This is a genomic window from Stenotrophomonas sp. C9D9 (assembly GCF_056491205.1).
In genome coordinates this window covers 1,366,425-1,387,422 of the sequence record NZ_JBSZIF010000004.1, presented here as the reverse complement: position 1 = coordinate 1,387,422, position 20,998 = coordinate 1,366,425, and the positions used below count along the sequence as shown (strand labels likewise).

The window sequence follows — 20,998 nt, the reverse complement described above, 5'->3', positions numbered from 1 at the left end:
GCGGGGCAGGTGCTGTATTGCAACAATTATCTGGTAGCGCCGTTTTACCACCCCTCCAAACACAGCCTACCGCCATGTCCCCGACCCGCACTTCCCGTGGCCGATTTCCGGTCGCGCGCCCCCTCGTTGCCGCTCTTTCCGCCCTGCTGCCGCTGGTAGCAGCCGCCCAGGAAACCCCCGCTGCCAAGGATCCGGTTGCCCTCGACACCCTGCAGGTGACCGCGCAGCGCCGCGTCGAGAACGCCAAGGACGTGCCGGTCGCGGTCAGCGCGATCCAGGGCGAGAAGCTGGATGTGCTCGGCTCGGCCGGCGATGACATCCGCTTCCTGGCCGCACGCGTGCCCAGCCTCAACATCGAGTCGTCCTACGGCCGTGCCTTCCCGCGCTTCTACATCCGCGGCCTGGGCAACACCGACTTCGATCTCAATGCATCGCAGCCGGTGTCGCTGGTGTACGACGACGTGGTGCAGGAGAGCCCGCTGCTGAAGGGCTTCCCGCTGTTCGACCTGGCCAACGTGGAAGTGCTGCGTGGCCCGCAGGGCACGCTGTTCGGCCGCAACACGCCGGCTGGCGTGGTCAAGTTTGATTCGGCGCGTCCGTCGCAGGATGCCGATGGTTACATCCGCGTCGGCTACGGCAGCTACAACAGCTGGAACGTGCAGGGCGCCTACGGCGGCCCGCTGACCGACCGCTGGTCGGCACGCGTCTCGGCGATCTACCAGCGCCGCGATGACTGGGTCGACAACACCCGTGTCGGCGCCCCCAACAGCGGCTTCGAAGGCTACGACGAAGCCGCCGGCCGCGTGCAGTTCCTGTACGAAGGCGACGACTTCGAAGCGCTGTTCAACCTGCACAAGCGCAAGCTCAACGGCACCGCCCGCCTGTTCCGCGCCAACATCATCGAGAAGGGTGGCAACTCGCTGGTCGAGAACTTCGACCGCGACAAGGTGGCCAACGACGGCGTCAACTTCTCCGACCTGAAGACCTGGGGCGGCAGCGCGCGCCTGCAGTGGAACCTCGGCTCGGTGACGCTGCACTCGATCACCGGCTACGAAACCGCCGAATCGCTCAACCGCGGTGACATCGACGGTGGCTACGGTGCGGCGTTCCTCGGCGCCGGCAACTACGGCCCGGGCTTCATCCCGTTCTCGTCGGAGTCGGCTGACGGCCTGCCGCACCATCGCCAGTGGACGCAGGAATTCCGCATCGAGTCCAACGAGTGGGGCCGCTTCGACTGGCAGGCCGGCGTCTTCTACTTCGATGAAGACGTGACCATCAACAACTTCAACTACGACTCGCTGGCCCCGGGCAATCCGCAGACCGGCCACGTGGTGCAGAACCAGCGCAACAAGGCCTGGGCGGTGTTCGCCTCGGGTGACTTCGATGTCACCGACCGCTTCAAGCTGCGTGCCGGCGTGCGCTACACCCAGGACAAGAAGGACTTCAGCGCCAGCGTGCTGCAGGCCGTTCCGTTCGGCACCCCGGTCAGTGGCCCGTACCTGGCCAACACCGACGTCAACGACGTCAGCTGGGATCTGAGCGGCGTCTACAAGCTGACCGACGACATCAACGCCTATGCCCGCGTGGCCAAGGGCTTCCGCGCGCCGTCGATCCAGGGCCGCCTGGCCTTCGCGCCGGGCCTGTCGCAGGCCGATTCGGAGAAGGTGATCTCGTACGAAGCCGGCATCAAGGCTGATCTGTTCGAGCGCCGCGCGCGCCTGGGCCTGAGCGTGTTCCGCTACAACGTCGATGGCCAGCAGTTGATCGCAGTGGGCGGCACCAACAACACCGCCACCCTGCTCAACGCCGACAAGACCATCGGCCAGGGCGTCGAGCTGGACCTGGAGGCCTACCTGGCCGACAACGTCCTGCTGACCTTCGGCAGCAGCTACAACGACACCGAGATCAAGGACAAGAACCTGGCGGTGGCGATCTGTGGCGGTGGCTGCACCATCACCGACCCGACCACGGTGATCAACGGCCAGACCTATGCGCTGGTGAACGGCAACCCGCTGCCGCAGGCGCCGAAGTGGATCCACAACGCGACCCTGCGCGTGGGCTTCCCGCTCAGCGATGGCAGCGAGCTGTACGCCTACACTGACTGGGCCTACCGCAGCGCGGTGAACTTCTTCATCTATGAGTCGCCGGAATTCCGCGGCCGTAGTTCGCTGGAAGGCGGCCTGCGCCTGGGCTACAACTGGGATTACGGCCAGTACGACGTGGCGGTGTTCGGCCGCAACCTGACCAACCAGACCCGCGTGGTCGGCGCGATCGACTTCAACAACCTGACCGGCTTCCTCAACGAGCCGCGTACCTGGGGCGTGGAATTCACCGCGAAGTTCTGATGCGGTTGCTGCGTTGATGCAATGAAGAAGGGCCGGCGCAATGCCGGCCCTCTGCTTTACACCCATCGTTGCCGAATGGGGTCAGAGCCCTTTCCAGCGGAAAGGGATCCGACCCCGATGGCATCGGCATTCCGCGCTGGGGTCAGATCCCTTTCCGAAGGGAAGGGCTCTGACCCGGATCGCCGCTTACAGCGCGCTCTGCGGGCGGATCTTCAGCACAGCATTCTCGGCCGCGCAGTCGCGGCTGGAGTGCAGGCCGGCCTTGCGCGCGGCAGCGATTTCCCTGCGTGCGGCCAGCAGGTCCTTGTTGAACGCGGCGTTGTCGTGCAGGCGGGCCACGGCGGCGGCGCCCATGAAGCGGCCTTCAAGGATGTCGCTCTGCCAGTGCACGTTGCACACCAGGCGGCTTTCTCCGTAGTTGCGGCCGCGGGCCTGGATGGCATCGGCGCGGTCCGGCGCGATCTCCGACAGGATCAGTGCCCAGGCCCAGCCGATCGAGGTGTGGCCGGACGGGTAGGAACCGTTCTTGCGCAGGCCTTCCTCGTCCTTCGGCGAGCAGGTCGGCTCACCGTTGACCATGAACGGGCGCGGGCGCTGGTAGTGGTTCTTGGCCGCCTTGGTGGCGGCGCTGGCATCGATCCGGCTGCGCTCGAGCAGTCGGTACAGCGCCGGGCTCTTCACCGCATCGACGTCGATGTCGGCGGCGCAGGAGAAGTGGTTGGCGCCTTCGGGGAAGCCGAGTTCGGCATCGACGCCGGCCTGGGCGAAGCGCGGGCTGCCACGCAGCGCGCGGGCTTCACGGCTGACCTGTTCGTCCAGGGCGAGGGCGGCCGAACCGGCGACCGGTGGTGCCGGCACCAGGTCGAGGCTGGCCGGTACCGCGCTCTTGTCGAGATAGCCCACCGCCTTGGTGGTGATGTTGGCTTCGACAGCGGTCGGCTTGGCGGCGGTGGCGGCGCAACCGGCCAGGGCCGCGACGACGGCGAGGCCGAGCAGCGGGCGGGCAGGGTGGGAAATCAGCGACATGGGCAGGCTCCGGGCAGAAAACATCGCGCCATGATCGCAGCCCCCATACGACACCGCAGTGGCCATCGGTCATACGGCCAGACCCGGCATGGTCATCGGAGCGGTATGAAAAACGTCATCGACTGTCGTCAGTCTCCTGAATCCGGGCGCAGCGCACGGACTTTCACACGGCTGCGCCATGAGCATCGGCACAACGGTGATCGACAGGCCGTCCAGTTCCAGCCGGGTCGGGGGGATCCGCTGACAGAGGGAGAGAAGCGATGCGCAGCACCGCAACAGGAAGTACCGTCCTGGCCCTGCTCCTCGGGCTGGCAACCGCCCAAGCGCAGGCCGCCGACGTGGTTGGCGTGGCCTTCGTGCATGGCACCGGCGCGCAGACCAATGCCACCCAGGACTACTGGCAGCCGGCGATCATCGACACCGTGCGCCAGGGCCTGCCGAACAGCAGCAACTACGTCGTCATCAACTGTGACTTCACCCAGTACATGTGGAAGCCGGAAGCCGCCGGCTGCCTGGCCAACCAGTTGACCAGCTTCATCGCCAGCCGTGGCATCACCCAGCTGGTGGTGATCACCCACTCCAACGGCGGCAACGTGATGCGCTGGATCCTGTCCAACCCGACCTACGACAGCCGCTATCCGAAGATCATCCGCACGGTGCGCAAGGTCAACGCACTGGCACCGTCTTCGGCGGGCACGCCGTTGGCCGATGCGGTGCTCAACGGCAACACCTTCGAAACCTCGCTGGGCTGGCTGCTGGGTTACAAGAACGACGCCGTGCGCCAGCAGCAGGTGGCGAGCATGGCCACCTACAACGCGCAGAACCTGTACGGCACCGCAGGTCGCCCGGCGCTGCCCAAACCGTTCCGCGCCGTGGTCGGCAGCGACGTGGAATCGGCGGTGTGGGACAGCAACAGCTACTGCGGTGGCTACGCCGCCAATGTCGGCCTGGAGTTCACCCAGAACTGGCTGTCGTCCTGCTCCGATGGCTTCCTGGAGTGCAGCAGCCAGAAGGCCGCCGGCACCACCTGGTTCACCGACAAGCAGCGCACCAAGGATGCCGAGCCGCTCAGCCACAACCAGAGCCGCCGCGAGTGCTTCGGCCTCGGCACGATCCTGCGCACCGACCTGGCCCAGTGAGGAAGACGACCATGACGAACCATTCCACTCTGCTGGCCAGTGCGGTGCTGGCCGTGCTGTCCCTGTCCACGGCGCAGGCCGCGCAGCCGCTGCAGGCCGCCCGTGCAGGCGATCAGGTGCCTGCCGCATTGGTGGCCGCGCCGCTGCCGGCTGATGAAAGCGAACACGCACCGTTGTCGTTTGCCTGGGCGCTGGACCCGGCACAGCCGCTGCAGGCGGCCACGCCGTATGCCTCGGTCAGCCGCAGCTACTGGCAGCAGGTCGATGGCACGCAGCTGCAGCGCGGCCTGGACCTGCCGCTGACGGCGCCCGATGCGGTGATCCAGCTGAGCCCGGCCGCAGGTGCCCGCGCAGTGCCGGCCAACACCCTGCAGGTGCGCGATCCGGCTGGCCGCAGCAGCGTGGCGCGTAGCGTCGATGCGCGCGCGCTGCAGGATGCCGGCATGCCGGTGGGGGATGGCAGCAGCATGCTGCGCACCGGCGCGACCAGTGCGGCCGGTGCGTACACCCTGCAGAGCACGCAGGCGCAGGGCCGCTATGTGGTGCAGGTGCTGGAGCCGAACAGCCCGCTGCGGCTGGAAGTGCAGGCCAACCAGGCGCAGGTGCTGGCCGGTGGCAACGTGCAGCTGCAGGCACGCCTGCTGGAAGACGGCGCCACCACCGCGCAGCTGGCATCGCGTCGTGGCGGCCTGGGCGGTGAAGCCCTGCTGGTCGCGCCGGATGGCCGCAGCTGGCCGCAGCGCCTGCTGCGCACCACCGATGGCAGCCTGCGCGCGCAGGTACGGATCCCGGCCGATGTCGGCACTGTGCAGGGCCTATGGGAACTGCAGGTGTTCGCCCAGGCCGATGGCGTGCTGCGCGATGGCAAGGTGGCCTTCGCGGTGGCACGGCCGACCGCGCGCTTCAGCGGCCAGGCGGCACCGGACCCGGCCAGCCGCCAGGTGGCGCTGCCGCTGCAGGTAGCAGCGGCCGGACGCTATGAGGCGCGGGGCACGCTGTATGCCACGGCCCGCGATGGCCAGTTGAAGCCGGTCGCGCAGGCACATGCGGCCGCGTGGTTCGATGGCCCGGGCGCAGGCCAGCTGGTGCTGCCGTTCGACCAGGCTGCGTTGCCGGTCGGCTTCGGTGCGCCGTATGAGCTGCGCGACCTGCAGCTTCAGGACCAGAGCCGGATGGCGCCGATCGAGTCGCGTGCGCTGGCGCTGAAGTTCTGAGCGAGGGTGCAGTGGGCCGGGATATCCGGCCCGCTGCACTGCGCATGTCGATCACCCCGCATACGCGGTCAGCCGGCCTTCCTGCTCGATCACCGTGATCGCGCCGTCGAACACCGCCGACAGCGGTTCGTTGCGCAGCAGCTCGGCGCGGGTGCCGTCGGCCAGTACGCGGCCATCGCGCAGCAGCACCACCCGCTCGATCTCGGGAATGATCTCTTCAATGTGGTGGGTCACCAGCACCAGGGTGATGCCCTGCTGCGCCAGCACCCGCATGGTCGCCACCAGCTGCTCGCGGGCGACCAGGTCCAGCCCGGTGGAGGGTTCGTCCAGCAGCAGTGCCTGCGGCCGATTGACCAGCGCGCGCGCGATCAGCACGCGGCGCGTTTCGCCGGCCGACAGCTCGGCATAGGCGCGCTCGCGAAGGGACAGGGCGCCGGTCATCGCCAGTGTTTCGCCGACGCGCGTGCGCATGTCGGCGGTCACTTCGCGGAAGGCCGGCACCACGTAGCTGGCGAAGAAGCCGGACAGCACCGCCTGTTCCACGGTCAGCCCGGGCATGTCGGCCAGGTTGCTGCTGAGGTCGCCGGTGACGATGCCCAGCTGTGAGCGCAGCCGGTCCACCTGCCAGCGGTTCTGGCCCAGTACCTTCACCGCCACCGTGCCGTCGCCCTGGGCCAGCGGGTACAGCTCGCGGGTGATCAGCTTGATGAAGGTGGACTTGCCGCAGCCGTTGGGGCCTAGCAGGGCGGTGTGCTGGCCCTGCGCGATGCGCAGGCTGAGCCCGTGCAGCACCTTCACCTGGCCGCGCACCACGGTGGCGCGGTCCAGTTCGATCAAGGGGGGCAGCTCCGCGACGGGCGGGGCGGCGGTCATGGCGCTGGCGCGTGGATCAAGGCTCGACAACTCAGGTCCCCAACTGTGAACGGTGCCACGGATGGCGATGGGATTCATCGCCGCAGGGATGCAGTTTGCAACGCAAGCGCCCATCATGTCTGCCATCCCCGCGTCGATCCGGAGAGCTGCCATGCCTGATGCCCTGATGTCCCTGTTGACCGGTGGTGTGCTCGGCCTGGGCTGGTGGGCCATGCTGGTGGTGTTGCTGGTCTTCACCCAGATCACCATCTTCTCGGTGACCCTGTACCTGCACCGCAGCCAGGCCCATCGCGGGGTCGATTTCCACCCGGCGCTGGCCCATGTGTTCCGCTTCTGGCTGTGGCTGACCACCTCGATGATCACCCGCGAGTGGGTGGCCATCCATCGCAAGCACCACGCCAAGGTGGAGACCGAGGACGACCCGCACAGCCCGGTTACCCGCGGCATCGGCAAGGTGTTCTGGCACGGCGTGGAGCTGTACCGGGAAGCGCGCGGCATGCGCGCGGACATCGAGCAGTACGGGCGCGGCACCCCGGACGATGCGATCGAGCGCCACCTGTATACCCCGCACGCGACGCTGGGGCCGGTGCTGCTGCTGGTGATCAACAGCGTGCTGTTCGGTCTGCCCGGCGTGGCCCTGTGGGCGATCCAGATGGCGTGGATCCCGTTCTGGGCTGCGGGCGTGGTCAATGGCCTGGGCCACTGGTGGGGCTACCGCAACTATGAGTCGGCCGATACCTCCACCAACCTCACGCCGTGGGGGGTCTGGATCGGTGGCGAGGAGCTGCACAACAACCATCATGCCTTCCCCAGTTCGGCGCGCTTCGCGATGCGGCGCTGGGAGTTCGACATCGGCTGGAGTGCGATCCGCCTGCTGCAGGCGCTGCGCCTGGCCAGGGTGCTGCGGGTGGCGCCGGCCATGGACGTGCGCCCGAACATCGCCGTGCCCGACGCCGAGACCCTGAAGGCGCTGCTGTCGCACCGCTTCCAGGCGATGACCGATTACCAGCGCAATGTGTTCATGCCGGCCCTGCGCGAGGAAGCCGTACAGGCTGGGGCCAAGCTGCGCCGCCTGCTGCCGCGCCGGCTGCGCCGCGGCCTGGTCAACGATGGCCGCTGGCTGAAGCCGGACAGTCGTGCCCAGCTCAGCGAATGGGTGGCGCAGCGCCCGCGCATCCGCACCCTGGTCGAGTACCGCGCGCGGCTGGCGGCGCTGCTGGAAGCCCGCGGCCACGATGCCGCCGAGCGCCTGCATCAGCTGCAGGCGTGGTGCCGCGAGGCCGAGGAAAGCGGTATCGCGGCGTTGCAGGCCTACGCCGCACGCTTGAAGGGCTACAGCCTGGTGGGCGCGTGAGGGCAGGGTACGGGCTTCTGCTGGCGGCGTTGCTGCCGGGCGCGGCGCTGGCCCAGGTCACCGATACCGCCAGCTATCTGCAGCGGATGGACAGCGATGGCGACGGCAGGGTCAGCGAGGCCGAGTACGTGCAGTGGATGCTGTATGCCTTCGACCGCATGGACCGCAATGGTGACGGTGTGCTGACGGCCGAGGAGCTGCCCGGTGGCAAGGGCAGGGTGATCAGCCGCGAGCAGCAGCGGCAGGTGATCGTGCAGCGCTTCCACAAGCAGGATGCCAACGGTGATGGCTTCCTGGATGCGCGCGAACTGGCAGCGCCTCCGCGCTAAAGATTCCCAGCGTGCTGCCGATGGTGGGTTCGACGCGATCCCGGGAACCGGTCGATCCGCACGGGTAAGGCGAGCTGGCATGTCGACCGCGATGGATCGCGGTAGGGGGAAGGACATGGAAGGGAGTGCTGTGCCATTGCGATGATCGATGCCGAACGGAATCGCCTGCACTGGCCCGACACGACCCAAGGATCCCCCATGAAATCGAACCCACCGCTTCTGGCGGCCGCGCTGCTCGGCAGCCTCGTCATCGCCTCGCCTGTGCTGGCCAATGAGCCGCCCCCAACCACCCCGTCCGACACGGCGACGGCTGCAGACGTTCCCGCAGCTGATGCCGGTGCTGTCGCCGTCGTGGAAGACACGGCGGCGGCCACCGTGGCGGAGGTGCCTGCCTGGCAAGGCCGGGTGCCGTTGAGCGTCAAGCTGCAGATGGGCGCAGATGGCCAGCCGGTCGGCGACAAGACGCTGCGCCTGGTGCAGCGTTCCACCACCGGCAAGCTGGTGGCCGCGCAGGTTGCCGTGTCCTTGTTTTCCGGCACGCTCGGTGGCAGCTCGTTCAAGAAGGATCAGCTGAAGGGAACCCGGGTCGAGACTGTTCCGAACCCGGCCTTCGGTTACCTGCAGGACCAGGTGCGCCTGCGCCTGGCCGAATACTTCACCGCGCATCCGGGCGCTGTGCCGGCAGAGGTCCGGCCGGTGCAGATCACCGCCGATGGCTTCACCCTGATCTACAAGGAACTGGGCGATGCCGATACCCAGTACGAGCTGCGCCAGACCCAGCACGTCGGCTTCCCGTATACCCGCAAGCTGCTGCGCCTGGTCGGTGGCGAAGGCGTGCAGTGCCAGGTGGACGAGCCGGTGGCCGCACCCCTGGAAGCCTGGCAGGCCGACGACTACGCCTTGGTCAAGCAGACGGCCGAGCGCTACAGCGACCAGTGCCTGGCCCGGTTCGTGGAAACGCTGCCGTCGCTGTTCCCGGACCGTTCCGCCGCTGCCGCACCTGTCCCGGCGGAGCCTGCGCGCGCCGGGCAGGACGCCTGACACCCGTCGAAGCCGGGGATCATTCCCCGGCTTCGACGGCCAGGTGCCGGCGGCAGAGCAGCGATAGAATCCCTGCATGCCTGAACTGCCCGAAGTCGAAACCACCCGCCGCGGCCTGGCGCCGCACCTGCAGGGCCGCCGCGTGCACGGGGTGATCCTGCGCCGCGCCGACCTGCGCTGGCCGATCCCACCGGAAGTGGCCGAGCTGCTGCCGGGGCAGCGCATCGAGGACATCCGGCGGCGCGCCAAGTACCTGCTGCTGGACACCGCCATCGGCAGCGCGGTGCTGCACCTGGGCATGTCCGGCAGCCTGCGCGTGCTGCCCGGCGATACCCCGCTGCGTGCGCACGACCACGTCGACATCAGCCTGGACAACGGCCGCCTGCTGCGCTTCAACGACCCGCGCCGCTTCGGCAGCCTGCTGTGGCAGCCCGCCGGTGAGATTCACCCGCTGCTGCAGGGGCTGGGCCCGGAACCGCTGGACGACGCGTTCGACGGCGACTACCTGTTCGCCCGCAGCCGTGGCCGCAGCGCGCCGGTGAAGACCTTCCTGATGGACCAGGCGGTGGTGGTGGGCGTGGGCAACATCTACGCCGCCGAGAGCCTGTTCAAGGCTGGCATCAGTCCGTTGCGCGAGGCGGGAAAGATCTCGCGCGAACGCTACCAGCGGCTGGCCGACGCGGTGAAGGAGATCCTGGGCTACGCCATCACCCGCGGTGGCACCACCCTGCGCGATTTCATCAGCCCCGATGGCGCGCCGGGCTACTTCGAACAGGAACTGCTGGTGTACGGCCGTGACGGGCTGCCCTGCCCGAACTGCGGCCGTGCGCTGAAGCACGCCACCATCGGCCAGCGTGCCAGCGTCTGGTGCAGCCACTGCCAGCGCTGAGCCGGGCCGCCAGCGGCAGCTGAACGGGCAGGGCGCGTCTCCGCTGCCCGTTAACGTTTGTCTGCCTATGATGGCCGACCTTCCTCCCTGTGCCTGACGCGCCTGCATGCAACGACGCGACTTCATCCGCAATGCCTCCCTCGCCCTGGCTGCATTCGGCCTGCCGTCCCTGCCCGCGTGCGCGGCCAGCAAGAGCGGCCAGATGGGCCTGCGCCGCCTCGGCCAGCCGCAGCCGTTCGACTTCGCCACCTTGAAGGGCCAGGCGCGCGCGCTGGCGCAGGCGCCCTACAAGAGCCACAAGCGGGTGCTGCCGGGCCGCCTGGAGGGACTGGACTGGGACCAGTACCAGTCGATCGGCTACCGCCAGGACCATGCGCTGTGGGCTGACCAGCCGGGCAAGTTCCAGGCCAAGTTCTTCCACCTGGGCCTGTACTTCCATTCGCCGGTGCGCATGTTCGACGTGGTCGACGGCAAGGCGCAGGAGCTGGCCTATGACGGCGCGGCGTTCAACTACGGCAAGAGCGGCATCAAGGACGGCGAGCTGCCGGCCGACCTCGGCTTCGCCGGTTTCCGCCTGAACACCCGCAAGGACACTGACCGCGACTTTGCCGCCTTCCTCGGCGCCAGCTACTTCCGCGCGGTCGGCAAGGAAGGCCAGTACGGCCAGTCCGCGCGTGGCCTTGCGATCGACACCGGCATGGGCAAGCCGGAGGAGTTCCCGGACTTCATCGCCTACTACCTGGAACAGCCGTCGGCCGATTCGGAGACGATCGTGGTCTACGGCCTGCTGGATTCGCCCAGCGTGGCTGGCGCCTACCGCTTCGCGATCACCAATGGCGACGTGCTGTTGATGGACATCGACAGTGCGCTGTACCCGCGCAAGGCGATCGAGCGGTTGGGCATCGCCCCGTGCACCAGCATGTACCAGGTGGGCGAGAACGACCGCCGCATGGCATGGGACTGGCGCCCGGAGATCCACGATACCGATGGTCTGTCGCTGTGGACCGGTGCCGGTGAATGGATCTGGCGGCCGCTGCTGAACCCGCGCAACCTGCGCTTCAACATGTTCGTGGACCGCAACCCGCGCGGCTTCGGCCTGCTGCAGCGCGACCGCAACTTCGACCATTACCAGGACGACGGCGTGTTCTACGAGAAGCGCCCGTGCCTGTGGGTGGAGCCGAAGGGCGAATGGGGCGAGGGCTCGGTGCAGCTGGTGGAGATTCCCACCGTGGACGAGACCTTCGACAACATCGTGGCGTTCTGGAACCCGAAGGAAAAGCCGCAGCCGGGCCAGGAGCTGCTGGTCGGCTACCGCCTGTACTGGGGCGCCGAACCGCCGGCGCGGCCGCCGCTGGCGCACTGCGTGGCCAGCCGTACCGGCCTGGGCGGTGTGGTTGGCAAGAAGCGCGAGTACTTCAGCTGGCGCTTCGCGGTGGACTTCGAAGGGGGCGAGCTGGCCAGCCTGATCGACAAGGGCGAGGTCGAGGCGGTGGTGGAAGCCAGCCGTGGCCGGGTCGAGATCGTGTCGGCGCGCCCGCTGCGCGAGATCAACGGCTATCGCGCGATGTTCGACCTGGTGCCGCCGGAAGGCAGTACCGAGCAGATCGACATCCGCCTGTTCCTGCGCAGTGGTGGCAAGACGCTTACGGAGACCTGGCTGTACCAGTACACCCCGCCGCCGGCGGGCGCGCCGGAGCGCACGCTGTACTAAGTGGGTTTATCGGCAGGGCTGCGCCCTGCACCCGCAGAGGCTCCAAGCAACGGCAACAGCCGAAGCAAAAGCCGGCATTCCGTGGGTAGGCGGGGTGGGTCCGGTGGTGGGAGACGCCGTAAACCCGTCCATGGGGGCTTGGCCGCGGCATCCATGCCGCGGACACTCCCGCCACCGGACCCACCCCGCCTTCGACAGATCTCCGCGATCTGTGGGAATTGCTCTGGGGGTCAGATCCGTTTCCCGAAGGAAAACGGATCTGACCCCCGGAATTTCATTCGATATCTGACAGATGTGTCGACCAAGGTCGACACCTACCAACAGCCGTGGGGATCTGACAGAGGTGGGGCGGTGTGGGCTTGCAGGACCGTTGGCGCCATGGATGGCGCCATCGAGCCCCCAGGGATGGGTTTACGGCGTGTCCTGCAAGCCCACACCGCCCCGCCATCCCACGGGATACCAGCTTTCGCTGTTGCTGTTGCGTTGAGCAGGTGCAGGGCTGCAAGCCCTGCAAAAGAACACCCCTTACAGCGGCAGGGGTGCCTGCGCCGGATCGATCCGTCCTTCGCCGCGGGTGATCTTCTTGAACTCGGCACGGCTGACCGACACGTAGCGCTCGTTGCCACCGATCTCCACCTGCGGGCCGTCCTGCACGGCGTGGCCATGCTCGTCCACGCGCACGGTCATCGTCGCCTTCTTGCCGCTGTGGCAGATGGTCTTGATCTCCTGCATCTCGTCGGCCCAGGCCAGCAGGTACTGGCTGCCCTCGAACAGCTCGCCGCGGAAGTCAGTACGCAGGCCGTAGCACAGCACCGGAATGCGCAGCTGGTCGACCACTTCGCTGAGCTGCCAGACCTGGGCACGGGTCAGGAACTGCGCCTCGTCCACCAGCACGCAGCCCATCGGACCGTTGGCTGCCAGATCCTGCTCGACCCAGTGCTGCAGGTCGGTATCGCGGTCGAAGGCCATGCCATCGGCGCGCAGGCCGATCCGCGAAGCGACAACGCCGGCGCCGGCACGGTCGTCCAGGCGCGGGGTCAGGATCGCCACCCGCATGCCGCGTTCGCGGTAGTTGTGTGCGCTCTGCAGCAGGGTGGTGGTCTTGCCGGCGTTCATCGCCGAATAGTAGAAGTAGAGCTTGGCCATCGGCCAATTCTAGTCGCCACCCGGCCCGCCGTCGCGGATCTGCCGCGGTGCACCGATCTCGATGCTGGGCCGCAGCCGGGTGTTCTGCCAGATCTGCTCCTGCAGGCACCAGTAGGCCGCCGGTTCCCAGAAGGCATCGCGGTAGTAGTCATCGCCGGTGACCGGCCGGTTGGCCTCCGGCCCCTCGCCCAGCGCCATGCGCAGGCCCGGGTTGACGAAGCCGGTGCGGCTGCCGGTCATCGCATGGCGGGCGTTCCGCAGCACGGTTTCCATGCGCGGCTTGGCCACGGCATCGCCGTACTGCGCGTACAGCGCCGGGCCTTCGGCAAGTACCCGCTGCCGCTGCGCCGTATCCAGCCGTTGCCAGTAACGCTCGCGTTCAACCAGCAGGTCGCGGTAACCGCGCTCGGCGGCCAGGTCCATCCAGATGTAGGCCAATACCGGATCGGCGTCGATGCCGATGCCTTCCTGGTACATGCGCGCAACCAGCGACTGCGAGAACTTGTCGGCGTACAGGCTGGCGCGCTGGAAGCGCAGCCGCGCCTGTGCCGGCTTGCCACGTCGCCACGACAGCTGGCCCAGGTCGCGCCAGTACAGGTCGGGATGGGCCTGCAGGAAACCCTCGGTCAGCAATGCCGACGGAATCGACGCGGCCGGGTCGGGCGCGCAGGTGCTGGCGGCCGCGTACCCCGGTGCCAGCAGCACCAGCACGAAGGCACCGATGGCCCGGCAGGCGCGGGTCATCGCCCCGACCTGGCCAGTTCCTCGTCCTGCCATTGCCGGTAGGCCACCGGGTCCCAGTAACGTGCCAGCTGGTGCTTCTCCGGTTGCAGCACGCGCGGCCCGGCATCGCCGCGGCCCTGGCTGCGCATGGCGCCGCTCCAGCCGGCGCGGCTGCCGGTCTGCTGCATGCTGCCGGCGCGCAGTTCGCGTTCCAGCCGCGGCGTGGCGGCGGGGTCGCCGAACTCGGCGTACAGCGTGCGGCCCTCGCGCACCGCGCGCTCGCGTTCATCCGCTGACAGCGCCTCCCAGAAGCGTTCGCGCTGCGCCACCAGCCATTCGGTGCCACGCTCGGCCGCCAGATCCATCCACGCATAGCCCAGGGCGCGGTCGGCGGGGCCGCCTTGCCCGTTCCACAGCATGTCGGCCAGCGCCGCCTGTGACAGCTTGTCGCCATAGCGCGCGGCATTGCGGAAGTTGTTGCGGGCTTCTTCGTCGCGGCCCCGTTCGCGGGCCTCCATGCCCAGCTGGCGGAAGCGCAGGTCCGGGTGGTAGACGAGGAACTCGTGCGACTGCAGCACGATCGTTTCATAGGCATCCGTGCGCGGCGGCGGGCCGGACCCGGCCGCAGGCATGGCCAGCAGGCCCAGCAGGACGGCCGCAAGCGGACGGGCGATGACAGTCGAGGACATGGACCACGCTCCTGTGTTCCGGTGCCGATTCAATACCTTACGGGCGGGCGCCATGCAAGTCAGGTGGGCCTGCCAGCACCCCGCTACAATCCTGTCCCCATGCACGGTCTGAATCCTCCCCAAGCTGCCGCGGTCCTGCACATCGAAGGCCCGTTGCTGGTGCTCGCCGGCGCCGGCAGCGGCAAGACGCGCGTGATCGTGGAGAAGATCGCCCACCTGATCAGCTGTGGCCGCTACCCGGCCCGCCGCATCGCCGCGATCACCTTCACCAACAAGTCGGCCAAGGAAATGCGCGAGCGCGTGGCCAAGCGCCTGCGTGAGCAGGACGCCGACGAGGTGACCATCTGCACCTTCCATGCGCTGGGCCTGAAGTTCCTGCAGATCGAACATGCCGCCGTGGGCCTGAAGCGCGGTTTCTCGATCTTCGATGCCGACGATGCCGCCGCGCAGATCAAGGACCTGATGTACGGCGCCAAGCCTGATGACATCGAGGACATGAAGAACCTGGTGTCGCGCGCGAAGAACGCTGGCCTGTCGCCCGAACAGGCGATGGCCGCCGCGCGCAGCAACCGCGAGAAGGAAGCGGCCAGCGTCTACGAGCGCTACCAGCTGCGGTTGACCGCGTTCAACGCGGTCGACTTCGACGACCTGATCCGTCTGCCTGTGCAGATCCTGGAAGAGAACCCGGAGATCGCGATGGCCTGGCGCGAGCGCATCGGCTACCTGCTGGTGGACGAATGCCAGGACACCAACGACGCGCAGTACCGCCTGCTCAAGCAGCTGGCCGGCGACAAGGGCAATTTCACCTGCGTGGGCGACGATGACCAGTCGATCTACGCCTGGCGTGGCGCCAACCCGGAAAACCTGCAGCAGATGGGGCGTGATTACCCCGCGCTGGAGATCATCAAGCTGGAGCAGAACTACCGCTGCTCCAACCGCGTGCTGCGCGCGGCCAATGCGTTGATCGCCAACAATCCGCACGAGCACCTGAAGAAGCTGTGGAGCGACCAGGCCGACGGCGAGCGCATCCGCGTATGGGAATGCCGCAACAGCGAACATGAAGCGGAGAAGGTCGCTGCGGAGATTGCCTTCGTGGCGCAGTCGCGCAACGTGCCGTGGAGCGACTTCTGCATCCTGTTCCGTGGCAACTTCCAGTCGCGCCCGCTGGAAAAGGCGATGCAGCTGCTGCGCATCCCCTACCACCTGACCGGCGGCACGATGTTCCTGGAGCGCCAGGAAGTGAAGGACACGCTGGCCTGGCTGCGCCTGCTGGTAAACCCGGACGATGACACCGCGTTCATGCGCGCGGTGCAGTCACCCAAGCGCGACGTCGGTGCCGGCACGCTGGCCAAGCTGGCCGAACTGGCGCAGGAAAAGGACATGCCGATGGCGCAGGCCGCCGAAGCGATCGGGGCGCTGCAGCAGCTGCCACCGCGCGCGGCCAACAGCCTGGCGCGCTTCACCGACATCCTGCGCGACCTGCGTGCGCAGACCCGGCAGGTCACCTCCGGCGACATGATCCGCAAGGTCGCCAAGGAATCAGGGTTGCTGAGTGAGCTGCGCCAGCAGGCCAAGGAAGAGGCCAGCTACCAGCGCCGTGCCAACAACATCGAGGAACTGGCACAGTGGTTCGAGGGTGGCCCGCGCGGTGCCACCGCTGCCGACCTGGCCGGCCAGCTGGCGCTGCTGTCGCGCAGCGACAAGGACGAGGGCGGCAACCAGGTGCGCATGATGACCATGCATGCTTCCAAGGGCCTGGAATTCCCCTACGTGTTCATCGTCGGCTGCGAGGACGGCGTGCTGCCGCACCAGGTCAGCCTGGACGAGGGCAACCTGCAGGAAGAGCGCCGCCTGCTGTACGTGGGCATCACCCGCGCCAAGATCCAGCTGTGGATGAGCTACAGCAAGCTGACGCGCAAGTTCGGCGAGCACGTGCGGTTGAAGCCGAGCCGGTTCTTCGAGGAGATTCCGGCCGAGGAGATCCAGCGCGATGGAGCTGATCCGGTGGCCGATGCGGCGCGCAAGAAGGAGCGGGCGACGGCGGGGTTGGCGGCGATCGAGGCGTTGTTCGACTAAGCCGCTCCAACGGCGCCGCCCCTCCGTGGTGGAGTGCGCGTTGGTCCTGCGGTGTGGCCGGTCGGGGTGGGTTCGCGGGGGACGCCGTGAACCCGTCCTTGGGGGCTTAGCCGCGCCATCCATGGCGCGGATACCCCCGCGAACCCACCCCGACCGGCCTCTGACAGATTCCGGGCGCGTCCTTCCACGGCAATGCAAGGAAAATCAAATTCAACAGCCGGGGGTTGAGGCAGAATCGGGGTTTCGGCTGGAGGTCTGCGCGTGCATCCGATTGAAAGTGAACGCCTGCGACTGCGTGCGATCGAACCTGATCGCGATGCGGCGCCGATGCTGGCGCTGTTGAATGATCCGGGCTTCCTGCGCTTCATCGGCGACCGAGATGTGCGCAGTGAAGAGCAGGCGAGGGAGTACATCGCGCTGCGGGTGCTGCACAGCTATGCGTTGAACGGGTTCGGCATGTATGCCATCGAGCGCTTGTCCGATGGTGCCTGGCTGGGCAATGCCGGGCTGGTGCGGCGGGATGGCCTGCCGGGGCCGGATATCGGCTATGCAGTGCTGTCGGAATTCGCCGGGCAGGGCTATGCCGGCGAGGCGGCGCGGGCGGTGTTCGCGCATGCACGTGCGGAGCTGGGCATCGTGGATCTGTACGGCATCACCGACCTGGACAATGTGGTGTCCGGGAAGATCCTGCTGGGCCTGGGCATGCAGGAACGCGGGGTGATCCAGCTGCCGGGCGTGGACAGCCCGAGCCGGCTGTATGCCACGCCGGGCGCGGCCGAGGTTTGATCGTGGCGGGTGCCGACCGTTGGTCGGCACTGCATCGGCAGGACATCCGGTAGTGCCGGCCGCTGGCCGGCATCTCGGTGAACCTGGGTTGCCGGCCAGCGGCCGGCACTACCGCATATGGACGTTCAACCGCGTAGTTCGGCCAGCTGCGCCTGCAGATCGACCACGGCCGCTTCCAGCTGGGCCACGCGCTCGGCCAGGCCCGGGTCGGCGGCCTCGCTGCCACCACCGCTGCCGGCGTACTTCGCCGCCAGCGCCGCACCGTCCACTTCACCACACAGCAGGTGCATGTAGCGGTCTTCGCGCTGGCCGCTGGCGCGTGGCAGCACCACCAGCAGCGCGCGCTGCTGCAGGCGCTCGATGGCGTGGCGGGCTTCGTCGGTATCGGCGAAGCGGTGCAGGCGTTCGCTGCGCGTCACCAGCTCGCCCAGCGTCTGCGGCCCACGCAGCAGCAGCATCGCCAGCAGCACGGTCTGCTGCCGGGTCAGGTCCAGCGCGGCCTGCAGGCGGTGCTCGTAGCGGTCGGCGCGCGAGGAGAAGTGCTGGCGGGCCAGGCCCAGCGTCTCCAGCTGGCGCAGGGCGTGCTGCACGCTGCCGGCATCAACGTTCATCACCGGCTCGCGGGCGGTCTTCTGGTTGGCGGCCGACTGGGCGGCGTTGACCGTCAGCGGGTAGGTGTCCGGGGTGGTCGCCTCCTTCTCCACCAGGCAGCCCAGCAGGCGGGCCTGCACGGCGTCGAGCAGGGGGACGTCGGGGGTCTGGGCGGAATCGGTCATGGCGGCCTCCGGAAGGGCAACGGGTCAACCGCCAAGCATAGCCGTCCCAAGGCCGGCTTTGCCGGTAAAATGCGCCGGTATATCTGATTGCCGGTGAACCCATGCGTCGTCCCGTTTCCCTGTCCCTGACCCTGCTCGCCACCGCGGCGCTGGGCCTGTCCGCCTGCAAGCGCGTGGATGCGCCTGCCGCCGAAGCCGCTGCCCCGCAGGCCCCGGCCGCCGCCGCCAAGGCCGATGGCGCGCTCGATGCCACCGCCAACGACAACCTCAACGCGGTGCTGTGGATGCAGCGCGCGCAGGAGTACAAGGCGATCACCGAGCAGACCTACCGTGCCGCCGCCGACCGTCTCGACGCGGCGCTGAAGGAAGCCCACTGGGACGCACTGGTGCCGGAAGAACGCGGCAACGAGGCCAAGGGCCTGAAGCCGGCGGTGGTGCTGGACGTGGACGAGACCGTGCTGGACAACTCGCCCTACCAGGCGCGCCTGGTGCGCGATGGCAAGGAATACGACGAGCTGACCTGGGACCAGTGGGTAGCCGAAAAGAAGGCCAAGGCGATCCCGGGCGTGGTCGACTTCGCCAAGGCCGCCAATGCCAAGGGCGTGACCCTGCTGTACATCTCCAACCGCGCCGTGCACCTGAAGGACGCGACCCTGGCCAACCTGCGCGAGCAGGGCCTGCCGGTGGCCGACGACAGTGTGTTCCTTGGCCTGGGCACGGTGGTGCCGGGGTGCGAGCAGAACGGCAGCGAGAAGAACTGCCGCCGCCGCCTGGCCGGGCAGGAGTACCGCGTGCTGATGCAGTTCGGTGACCAGCTGGGCGACTTCGTGGAAGTGACCGCCAACACCAACGACGGCCGCGACGCGCTGCTGCAGCAGTACCACGACTGGTTCGGCGAGCGCTGGTGGATGCTGCCGAACCCGACCTACGGCGGCTTCGAGCCGGCACAGTTCAACAACGACTACAGCCAGTCGCGCCAGGCCCGCCACGACGCCAAGCGCGCTGCGCTGGACTACGCACCGTGAGCCGCGCACCGCTGCCGCTGCGCGATGACGAGCGCCTGATCTTCGCGCTGGACGTACCCGACCGCGTGCAGGCACTGGAGTGGGTCGACCGCCTCGGCGACAGCGTGGCGTTCTACAAGATCGGCATGGAACTGCTCGCCTCCGGCGAGTACTTCCAGGTGCTCGATGCGCTGGCCCGCCGCGACAAGCGCGTGTTCGTCGACCTGAAGTTCTTCGACATCCCGGCCACCGCTGCGGCGGTGATCAAGCGCCTGTCGCAGTGGCCGGTCAGCTACGCCACCATCCACGGCTGGCACCCGGCCATGATGGAGGCCTGCGCAGCCGCCAACAGCAGCGACATGCGCCTGCTGGCAGTGACCGTGCTGACCTCGATGGGCCGCCCCGACCTGGCGCAGATGGGCATCGACCGCGAGCCGGTGGACGTGGTGGTCGAGCGCGCGCTGGCCGTCCAGGCCGCCGGCATCGACGGCGTGATCGCCTCGGGCCAGGAAGCCGCCCCGATCCGTGCCGCCACCGGCGCTGGGTTCTCGATCGTCTGCCCCGGCATCCGACCCGGTGGCCCGGTCGGCGATGACCAGAAGCGCACCGTTGGCGTGGCGCAGGCCTTCGCCGATGGCGCCGATGCCATCGTGGTTGGCCGACCGATCCGCCTGGCGGCTGATCCGCAGGCCGCAGCGCGGGCAATCCAGCAGGAAATCGCGTCGGCTCTGGCTGCCCGCTGAGCCCACCGCCGACGTCGGTCACGCCGGCACGTCGAACGCCATCCCTATCCATGCGGGATGGCGTTCGCATTTGTGGGTCTGCAGCTGTCGCAGGCGGCGCAAGGCTCCGGAACTGTGCGCGCGTTCGCGCTGTTGGCCTCATCACTGCTCCCCAATCGATGCACCGGCACGGACCGCGGCCGCGCCGGTTCCAACCATCGATAGAGGAGTACAGGGATATGTATCGCAGCACCTCTTTGTTCATCGGCCTGCTGTTGGCCGCGTCTGCCGTACCCGCCATCGCTGCGCCGCAGGCACGCGAAGCACCACGCATCATCGGCGGTGAAGCGGCTCCGGCCGGCGAATACCCGTTCATGGTCAGCATCCAGGGCATCTTCGACGGCGATTCGGATCATGACCGCCACTTCTGCGGGGGCACCCTCATCTCGCCCTCGTGGGTGCTGACCGCCGCGCACTGCATGCAGGGGGAAGCGCCTGGCGGCATCGCCGTCGTCGGCAACGCCGCTGCCCTGTCCACCGACGCCTCGCCCCGCGCCTCCAACGTCAAGGCGATCCACGTCCATCCGGCATTCAACAGTGGTAACTCGCTGGAGCACGACGTGGCCCTGATCCAGCTCAGCGCCCCCTTGGATGGTGCACAGCCGGTGGCACTGCGGCTGCGGCCCGACGCCAGTTATCTCAAGCCGGGCCGCGAATTCACCGTGATCGGCTGGGGGGACACCGACATCGGCGATGGCCGGGTCTACCCGACCCAGCTGCAGACCGTGCAGGTGCCGTTCGTGGCATTCAATGAATGCCAGCAGGCCTACGGTGGGGAACTGTCGCGTGGCAAGGTCATCTGCGCCGGCCGCGAGGGCATCGACAGCTGTCAGGGGGATTCCGGCGGGCCGCTGCTGCTGCGCCTGCGCGATGGCTGGACCCAGTTCGGCATCGTCAGCTGGGGCGAGGGCTGCGCGCTGGCCGGCTATCCGGGGATTTATGCCCGAATCGCCGAAAAACACGCCGTAGATTTCATTGAATCTGTCTGGCAGCGTGATTGATTCAATAAAATCAAATACATACATGGCATTACGTGAAGTATTGCCTTAACTTGAAGGGCAGCGTAGGATCGCCGCCATCCGGTCCTCGGACCGG

19 protein-coding genes are annotated in these 20,998 nt (G+C 68.0%); 13 read left to right on the top strand and 6 right to left on the bottom strand.

The features are described from left to right. The first annotated feature begins 74 nt into the window (after nucleotides 1–74). Entirely contained in the window at nucleotides 75–2,345 is a 2,271-nt protein-coding gene (locus ACXI0D_RS11775; protein ID WP_049445741.1) for a TonB-dependent receptor, read from the top strand. A gap of 186 nt (nucleotides 2,346–2,531) precedes the next feature. Here ACXI0D_RS11775 and ACXI0D_RS11770 read toward each other — a convergent pair whose 3' ends face one another. Continuing rightward, entirely contained in the window at nucleotides 2,532–3,371 is an 840-nt protein-coding gene (locus ACXI0D_RS11770; protein WP_119007386.1) for an acid phosphatase, read from the bottom strand. A gap of 260 nt (nucleotides 3,372–3,631) precedes the next feature. On the opposite strand from ACXI0D_RS11770, the gene ACXI0D_RS11765 reads away from it, so the two are divergent. Together ACXI0D_RS11765 and ACXI0D_RS11760 are read left to right on the top strand one after the other, a co-directional pair. Further along, nucleotides 3,632–4,510 carry a hypothetical protein gene (locus tag ACXI0D_RS11765; protein ID WP_479642599.1) on the top strand — a complete coding sequence of 293 codons (879 nt, stop codon included), beginning with the start codon at nucleotides 3,632–3,634 and terminating at the stop codon, nucleotides 4,508–4,510. Between the two features lie 11 nt (nucleotides 4,511–4,521). After that, nucleotides 4,522–5,724 carry a DUF4785 domain-containing protein gene (locus ACXI0D_RS11760; RefSeq protein WP_049445734.1) on the top strand — a complete coding sequence of 401 codons (1,203 nt, stop codon included), beginning with the start codon at nucleotides 4,522–4,524 and terminating at the stop codon, nucleotides 5,722–5,724. Nucleotides 5,725–5,775: 51 nt separating this feature from the next. Here ACXI0D_RS11760 and ACXI0D_RS11755 read toward each other — a convergent pair whose 3' ends face one another. After that, nucleotides 5,776–6,597 (bottom strand): ABC transporter ATP-binding protein, encoded by an 822-nt coding sequence (locus ACXI0D_RS11755; RefSeq protein ID WP_119007385.1) that lies wholly within the window; start codon nucleotides 6,595–6,597, stop codon nucleotides 5,776–5,778. A gap of 151 nt (nucleotides 6,598–6,748) precedes the next feature. Here ACXI0D_RS11755 and ACXI0D_RS11750 point away from each other — a divergent pair, with 151 nt between their 5' ends. From ACXI0D_RS11750 to ACXI0D_RS11730, 5 genes are all read left to right on the top strand, one after another. Beyond that, nucleotides 6,749–7,951 (top strand): DesA family fatty acid desaturase, encoded by a 1,203-nt coding sequence (locus tag ACXI0D_RS11750; RefSeq protein ID WP_119007384.1) that lies wholly within the window; start codon nucleotides 6,749–6,751, stop codon nucleotides 7,949–7,951. Next, nucleotides 7,948–8,280 carry an EF-hand domain-containing protein gene (locus ACXI0D_RS11745; RefSeq protein WP_014035450.1) on the top strand — a complete coding sequence of 111 codons (333 nt, stop codon included), beginning with the start codon at nucleotides 7,948–7,950 and terminating at the stop codon, nucleotides 8,278–8,280. The genes ACXI0D_RS11750 and ACXI0D_RS11745 overlap by 4 nt, the downstream gene beginning before the upstream one ends. A gap of 198 nt (nucleotides 8,281–8,478) precedes the next feature. Continuing rightward, nucleotides 8,479–9,321, top strand: coding sequence for a hypothetical protein (locus ACXI0D_RS11740; RefSeq protein WP_049445955.1), 843 nt, complete (start codon nucleotides 8,479–8,481; stop codon nucleotides 9,319–9,321). Between the two features lie 76 nt (nucleotides 9,322–9,397). After that, nucleotides 9,398–10,210, top strand: a complete 813-nt coding sequence (mutM, locus tag ACXI0D_RS11735; RefSeq protein ID WP_005421105.1) for a bifunctional DNA-formamidopyrimidine glycosylase/DNA-(apurinic or apyrimidinic site) lyase — start codon at nucleotides 9,398–9,400, stop codon at nucleotides 10,208–10,210. 106 nt (nucleotides 10,211–10,316) lie between these two features. Next, nucleotides 10,317–11,921: an OpgD/OpgG family glucan biosynthesis protein gene (locus ACXI0D_RS11730; protein WP_049445726.1), complete on the top strand. Its 1,605-nt coding sequence runs from the start codon at nucleotides 10,317–10,319 to the stop codon at nucleotides 11,919–11,921. Between the two features lie 525 nt (nucleotides 11,922–12,446). Here the strand turns inward: ACXI0D_RS11730 and ACXI0D_RS11725 are convergent. Genes ACXI0D_RS11725 through ACXI0D_RS11715 form a run of 3 tightly spaced genes read right to left on the bottom strand, consistent with a single transcriptional unit; the run spans nucleotide 12,447 to nucleotide 14,479 of the window. After that, nucleotides 12,447–13,067, bottom strand: coding sequence for a thymidine kinase (locus ACXI0D_RS11725; protein ID WP_049445723.1), 621 nt, complete (start codon nucleotides 13,065–13,067; stop codon nucleotides 12,447–12,449). A gap of 9 nt (nucleotides 13,068–13,076) precedes the next feature. Next, nucleotides 13,077–13,811, bottom strand: a complete 735-nt coding sequence (locus ACXI0D_RS11720) for an SEL1-like repeat protein (protein WP_259337441.1) — start codon at nucleotides 13,809–13,811, stop codon at nucleotides 13,077–13,079. Beyond that, nucleotides 13,808–14,479: an SEL1-like repeat protein gene (locus ACXI0D_RS11715; RefSeq protein ID WP_101764641.1), complete on the bottom strand. Its 672-nt coding sequence runs from the start codon at nucleotides 14,477–14,479 to the stop codon at nucleotides 13,808–13,810. The genes ACXI0D_RS11720 and ACXI0D_RS11715 overlap by 4 nt, the downstream gene beginning before the upstream one ends. 99 nt (nucleotides 14,480–14,578) lie before the next feature. Here ACXI0D_RS11715 and ACXI0D_RS11710 point away from each other — a divergent pair, with 99 nt between their 5' ends. Together ACXI0D_RS11710 and ACXI0D_RS11705 are read left to right on the top strand one after the other, a co-directional pair. Next, nucleotides 14,579–16,555: a UvrD-helicase domain-containing protein gene (locus ACXI0D_RS11710; RefSeq protein ID WP_119007382.1), complete on the top strand. Its 1,977-nt coding sequence runs from the start codon at nucleotides 14,579–14,581 to the stop codon at nucleotides 16,553–16,555. A 261-nt stretch (nucleotides 16,556–16,816) separates the two neighbouring features. Continuing rightward, entirely contained in the window at nucleotides 16,817–17,341 is a 525-nt protein-coding gene (locus ACXI0D_RS11705; RefSeq protein ID WP_119007381.1) for a GNAT family N-acetyltransferase, read from the top strand. 125 nt (nucleotides 17,342–17,466) lie between these two features. Here ACXI0D_RS11705 and ACXI0D_RS11700 read toward each other — a convergent pair whose 3' ends face one another. Then, complete coding sequence (locus tag ACXI0D_RS11700; protein ID WP_119007380.1) at nucleotides 17,467–18,117, bottom strand: YceH family protein; 651 nt, start codon at nucleotides 18,115–18,117, stop codon at nucleotides 17,467–17,469. Nucleotides 18,118–18,218: 101 nt separating this feature from the next. Between ACXI0D_RS11700 and ACXI0D_RS11695 the strand changes: the two genes are divergently transcribed. The 3 genes from ACXI0D_RS11695 (at nucleotide 18,219) to ACXI0D_RS11685 (ending at nucleotide 20,904) form a co-directional block, all read left to right on the top strand. Further along, a complete protein-coding gene (locus ACXI0D_RS11695; RefSeq protein ID WP_119007379.1) occupies nucleotides 18,219–19,142 on the top strand; it encodes a 5'-nucleotidase, lipoprotein e(P4) family in 924 nt (307 codons plus the stop codon). After that, on the top strand, nucleotides 19,139–19,864 hold the full coding sequence (gene pyrF / locus ACXI0D_RS11690; protein ID WP_119007378.1) for an orotidine-5'-phosphate decarboxylase: 726 nt from the start codon (nucleotides 19,139–19,141) through the stop codon (nucleotides 19,862–19,864). Before ACXI0D_RS11695 ends, pyrF begins: the two co-directional genes overlap by 4 nt. 218 nt (nucleotides 19,865–20,082) lie before the next feature. Then, nucleotides 20,083–20,904 carry a S1 family peptidase gene (locus ACXI0D_RS11685; protein WP_119007377.1) on the top strand — a complete coding sequence of 274 codons (822 nt, stop codon included), beginning with the start codon at nucleotides 20,083–20,085 and terminating at the stop codon, nucleotides 20,902–20,904. Nucleotides 20,905–20,998 lie beyond the last annotated feature (94 nt).

Bases quoted from the DNA above. Each gene is read 5' to 3' on its own strand.
- ACXI0D_RS11775 (WP_049445741.1), top strand. From the start codon at position 75: ATGTCCCCGACCCGCACTTCCCGTGGCCGATTTCCGGTCGCGCGCCCC.
- ACXI0D_RS11770 (WP_119007386.1), bottom strand. From the start codon at position 3,371: ATGTCGCTGATTTCCCACCCTGCCCGCCCGCTGCTCGGCCTCGCCGTC.
- ACXI0D_RS11765 (WP_479642599.1), top strand. From the start codon at position 3,632: ATGCGCAGCACCGCAACAGGAAGTACCGTCCTGGCCCTGCTCCTCGGG.
- ACXI0D_RS11760 (WP_049445734.1), top strand. From the start codon at position 4,522: ATGACGAACCATTCCACTCTGCTGGCCAGTGCGGTGCTGGCCGTGCTG.
- ACXI0D_RS11755 (WP_119007385.1), bottom strand. From the start codon at position 6,597: ATGACCGCCGCCCCGCCCGTCGCGGAGCTGCCCCCCTTGATCGAACTG.
- ACXI0D_RS11750 (WP_119007384.1), top strand. From the start codon at position 6,749: ATGCCTGATGCCCTGATGTCCCTGTTGACCGGTGGTGTGCTCGGCCTG.
- ACXI0D_RS11740 (WP_049445955.1), top strand. From the start codon at position 8,479: ATGAAATCGAACCCACCGCTTCTGGCGGCCGCGCTGCTCGGCAGCCTC.
- mutM (WP_005421105.1), top strand. From the start codon at position 9,398: ATGCCTGAACTGCCCGAAGTCGAAACCACCCGCCGCGGCCTGGCGCCG.
- ACXI0D_RS11730 (WP_049445726.1), top strand. From the start codon at position 10,317: ATGCAACGACGCGACTTCATCCGCAATGCCTCCCTCGCCCTGGCTGCA.
- ACXI0D_RS11725 (WP_049445723.1), bottom strand. From the start codon at position 13,067: ATGGCCAAGCTCTACTTCTACTATTCGGCGATGAACGCCGGCAAGACC.
- ACXI0D_RS11720 (WP_259337441.1), bottom strand. From the start codon at position 13,811: ATGACCCGCGCCTGCCGGGCCATCGGTGCCTTCGTGCTGGTGCTGCTG.
- ACXI0D_RS11715 (WP_101764641.1), bottom strand. From the start codon at position 14,479: ATGTCCTCGACTGTCATCGCCCGTCCGCTTGCGGCCGTCCTGCTGGGC.
- ACXI0D_RS11710 (WP_119007382.1), top strand. From the start codon at position 14,579: ATGCACGGTCTGAATCCTCCCCAAGCTGCCGCGGTCCTGCACATCGAA.
- ACXI0D_RS11700 (WP_119007380.1), bottom strand. From the start codon at position 18,117: ATGACCGATTCCGCCCAGACCCCCGACGTCCCCCTGCTCGACGCCGTG.
- ACXI0D_RS11695 (WP_119007379.1), top strand. From the start codon at position 18,219: ATGCGTCGTCCCGTTTCCCTGTCCCTGACCCTGCTCGCCACCGCGGCG.
- ACXI0D_RS11685 (WP_119007377.1), top strand. From the start codon at position 20,083: ATGTATCGCAGCACCTCTTTGTTCATCGGCCTGCTGTTGGCCGCGTCT.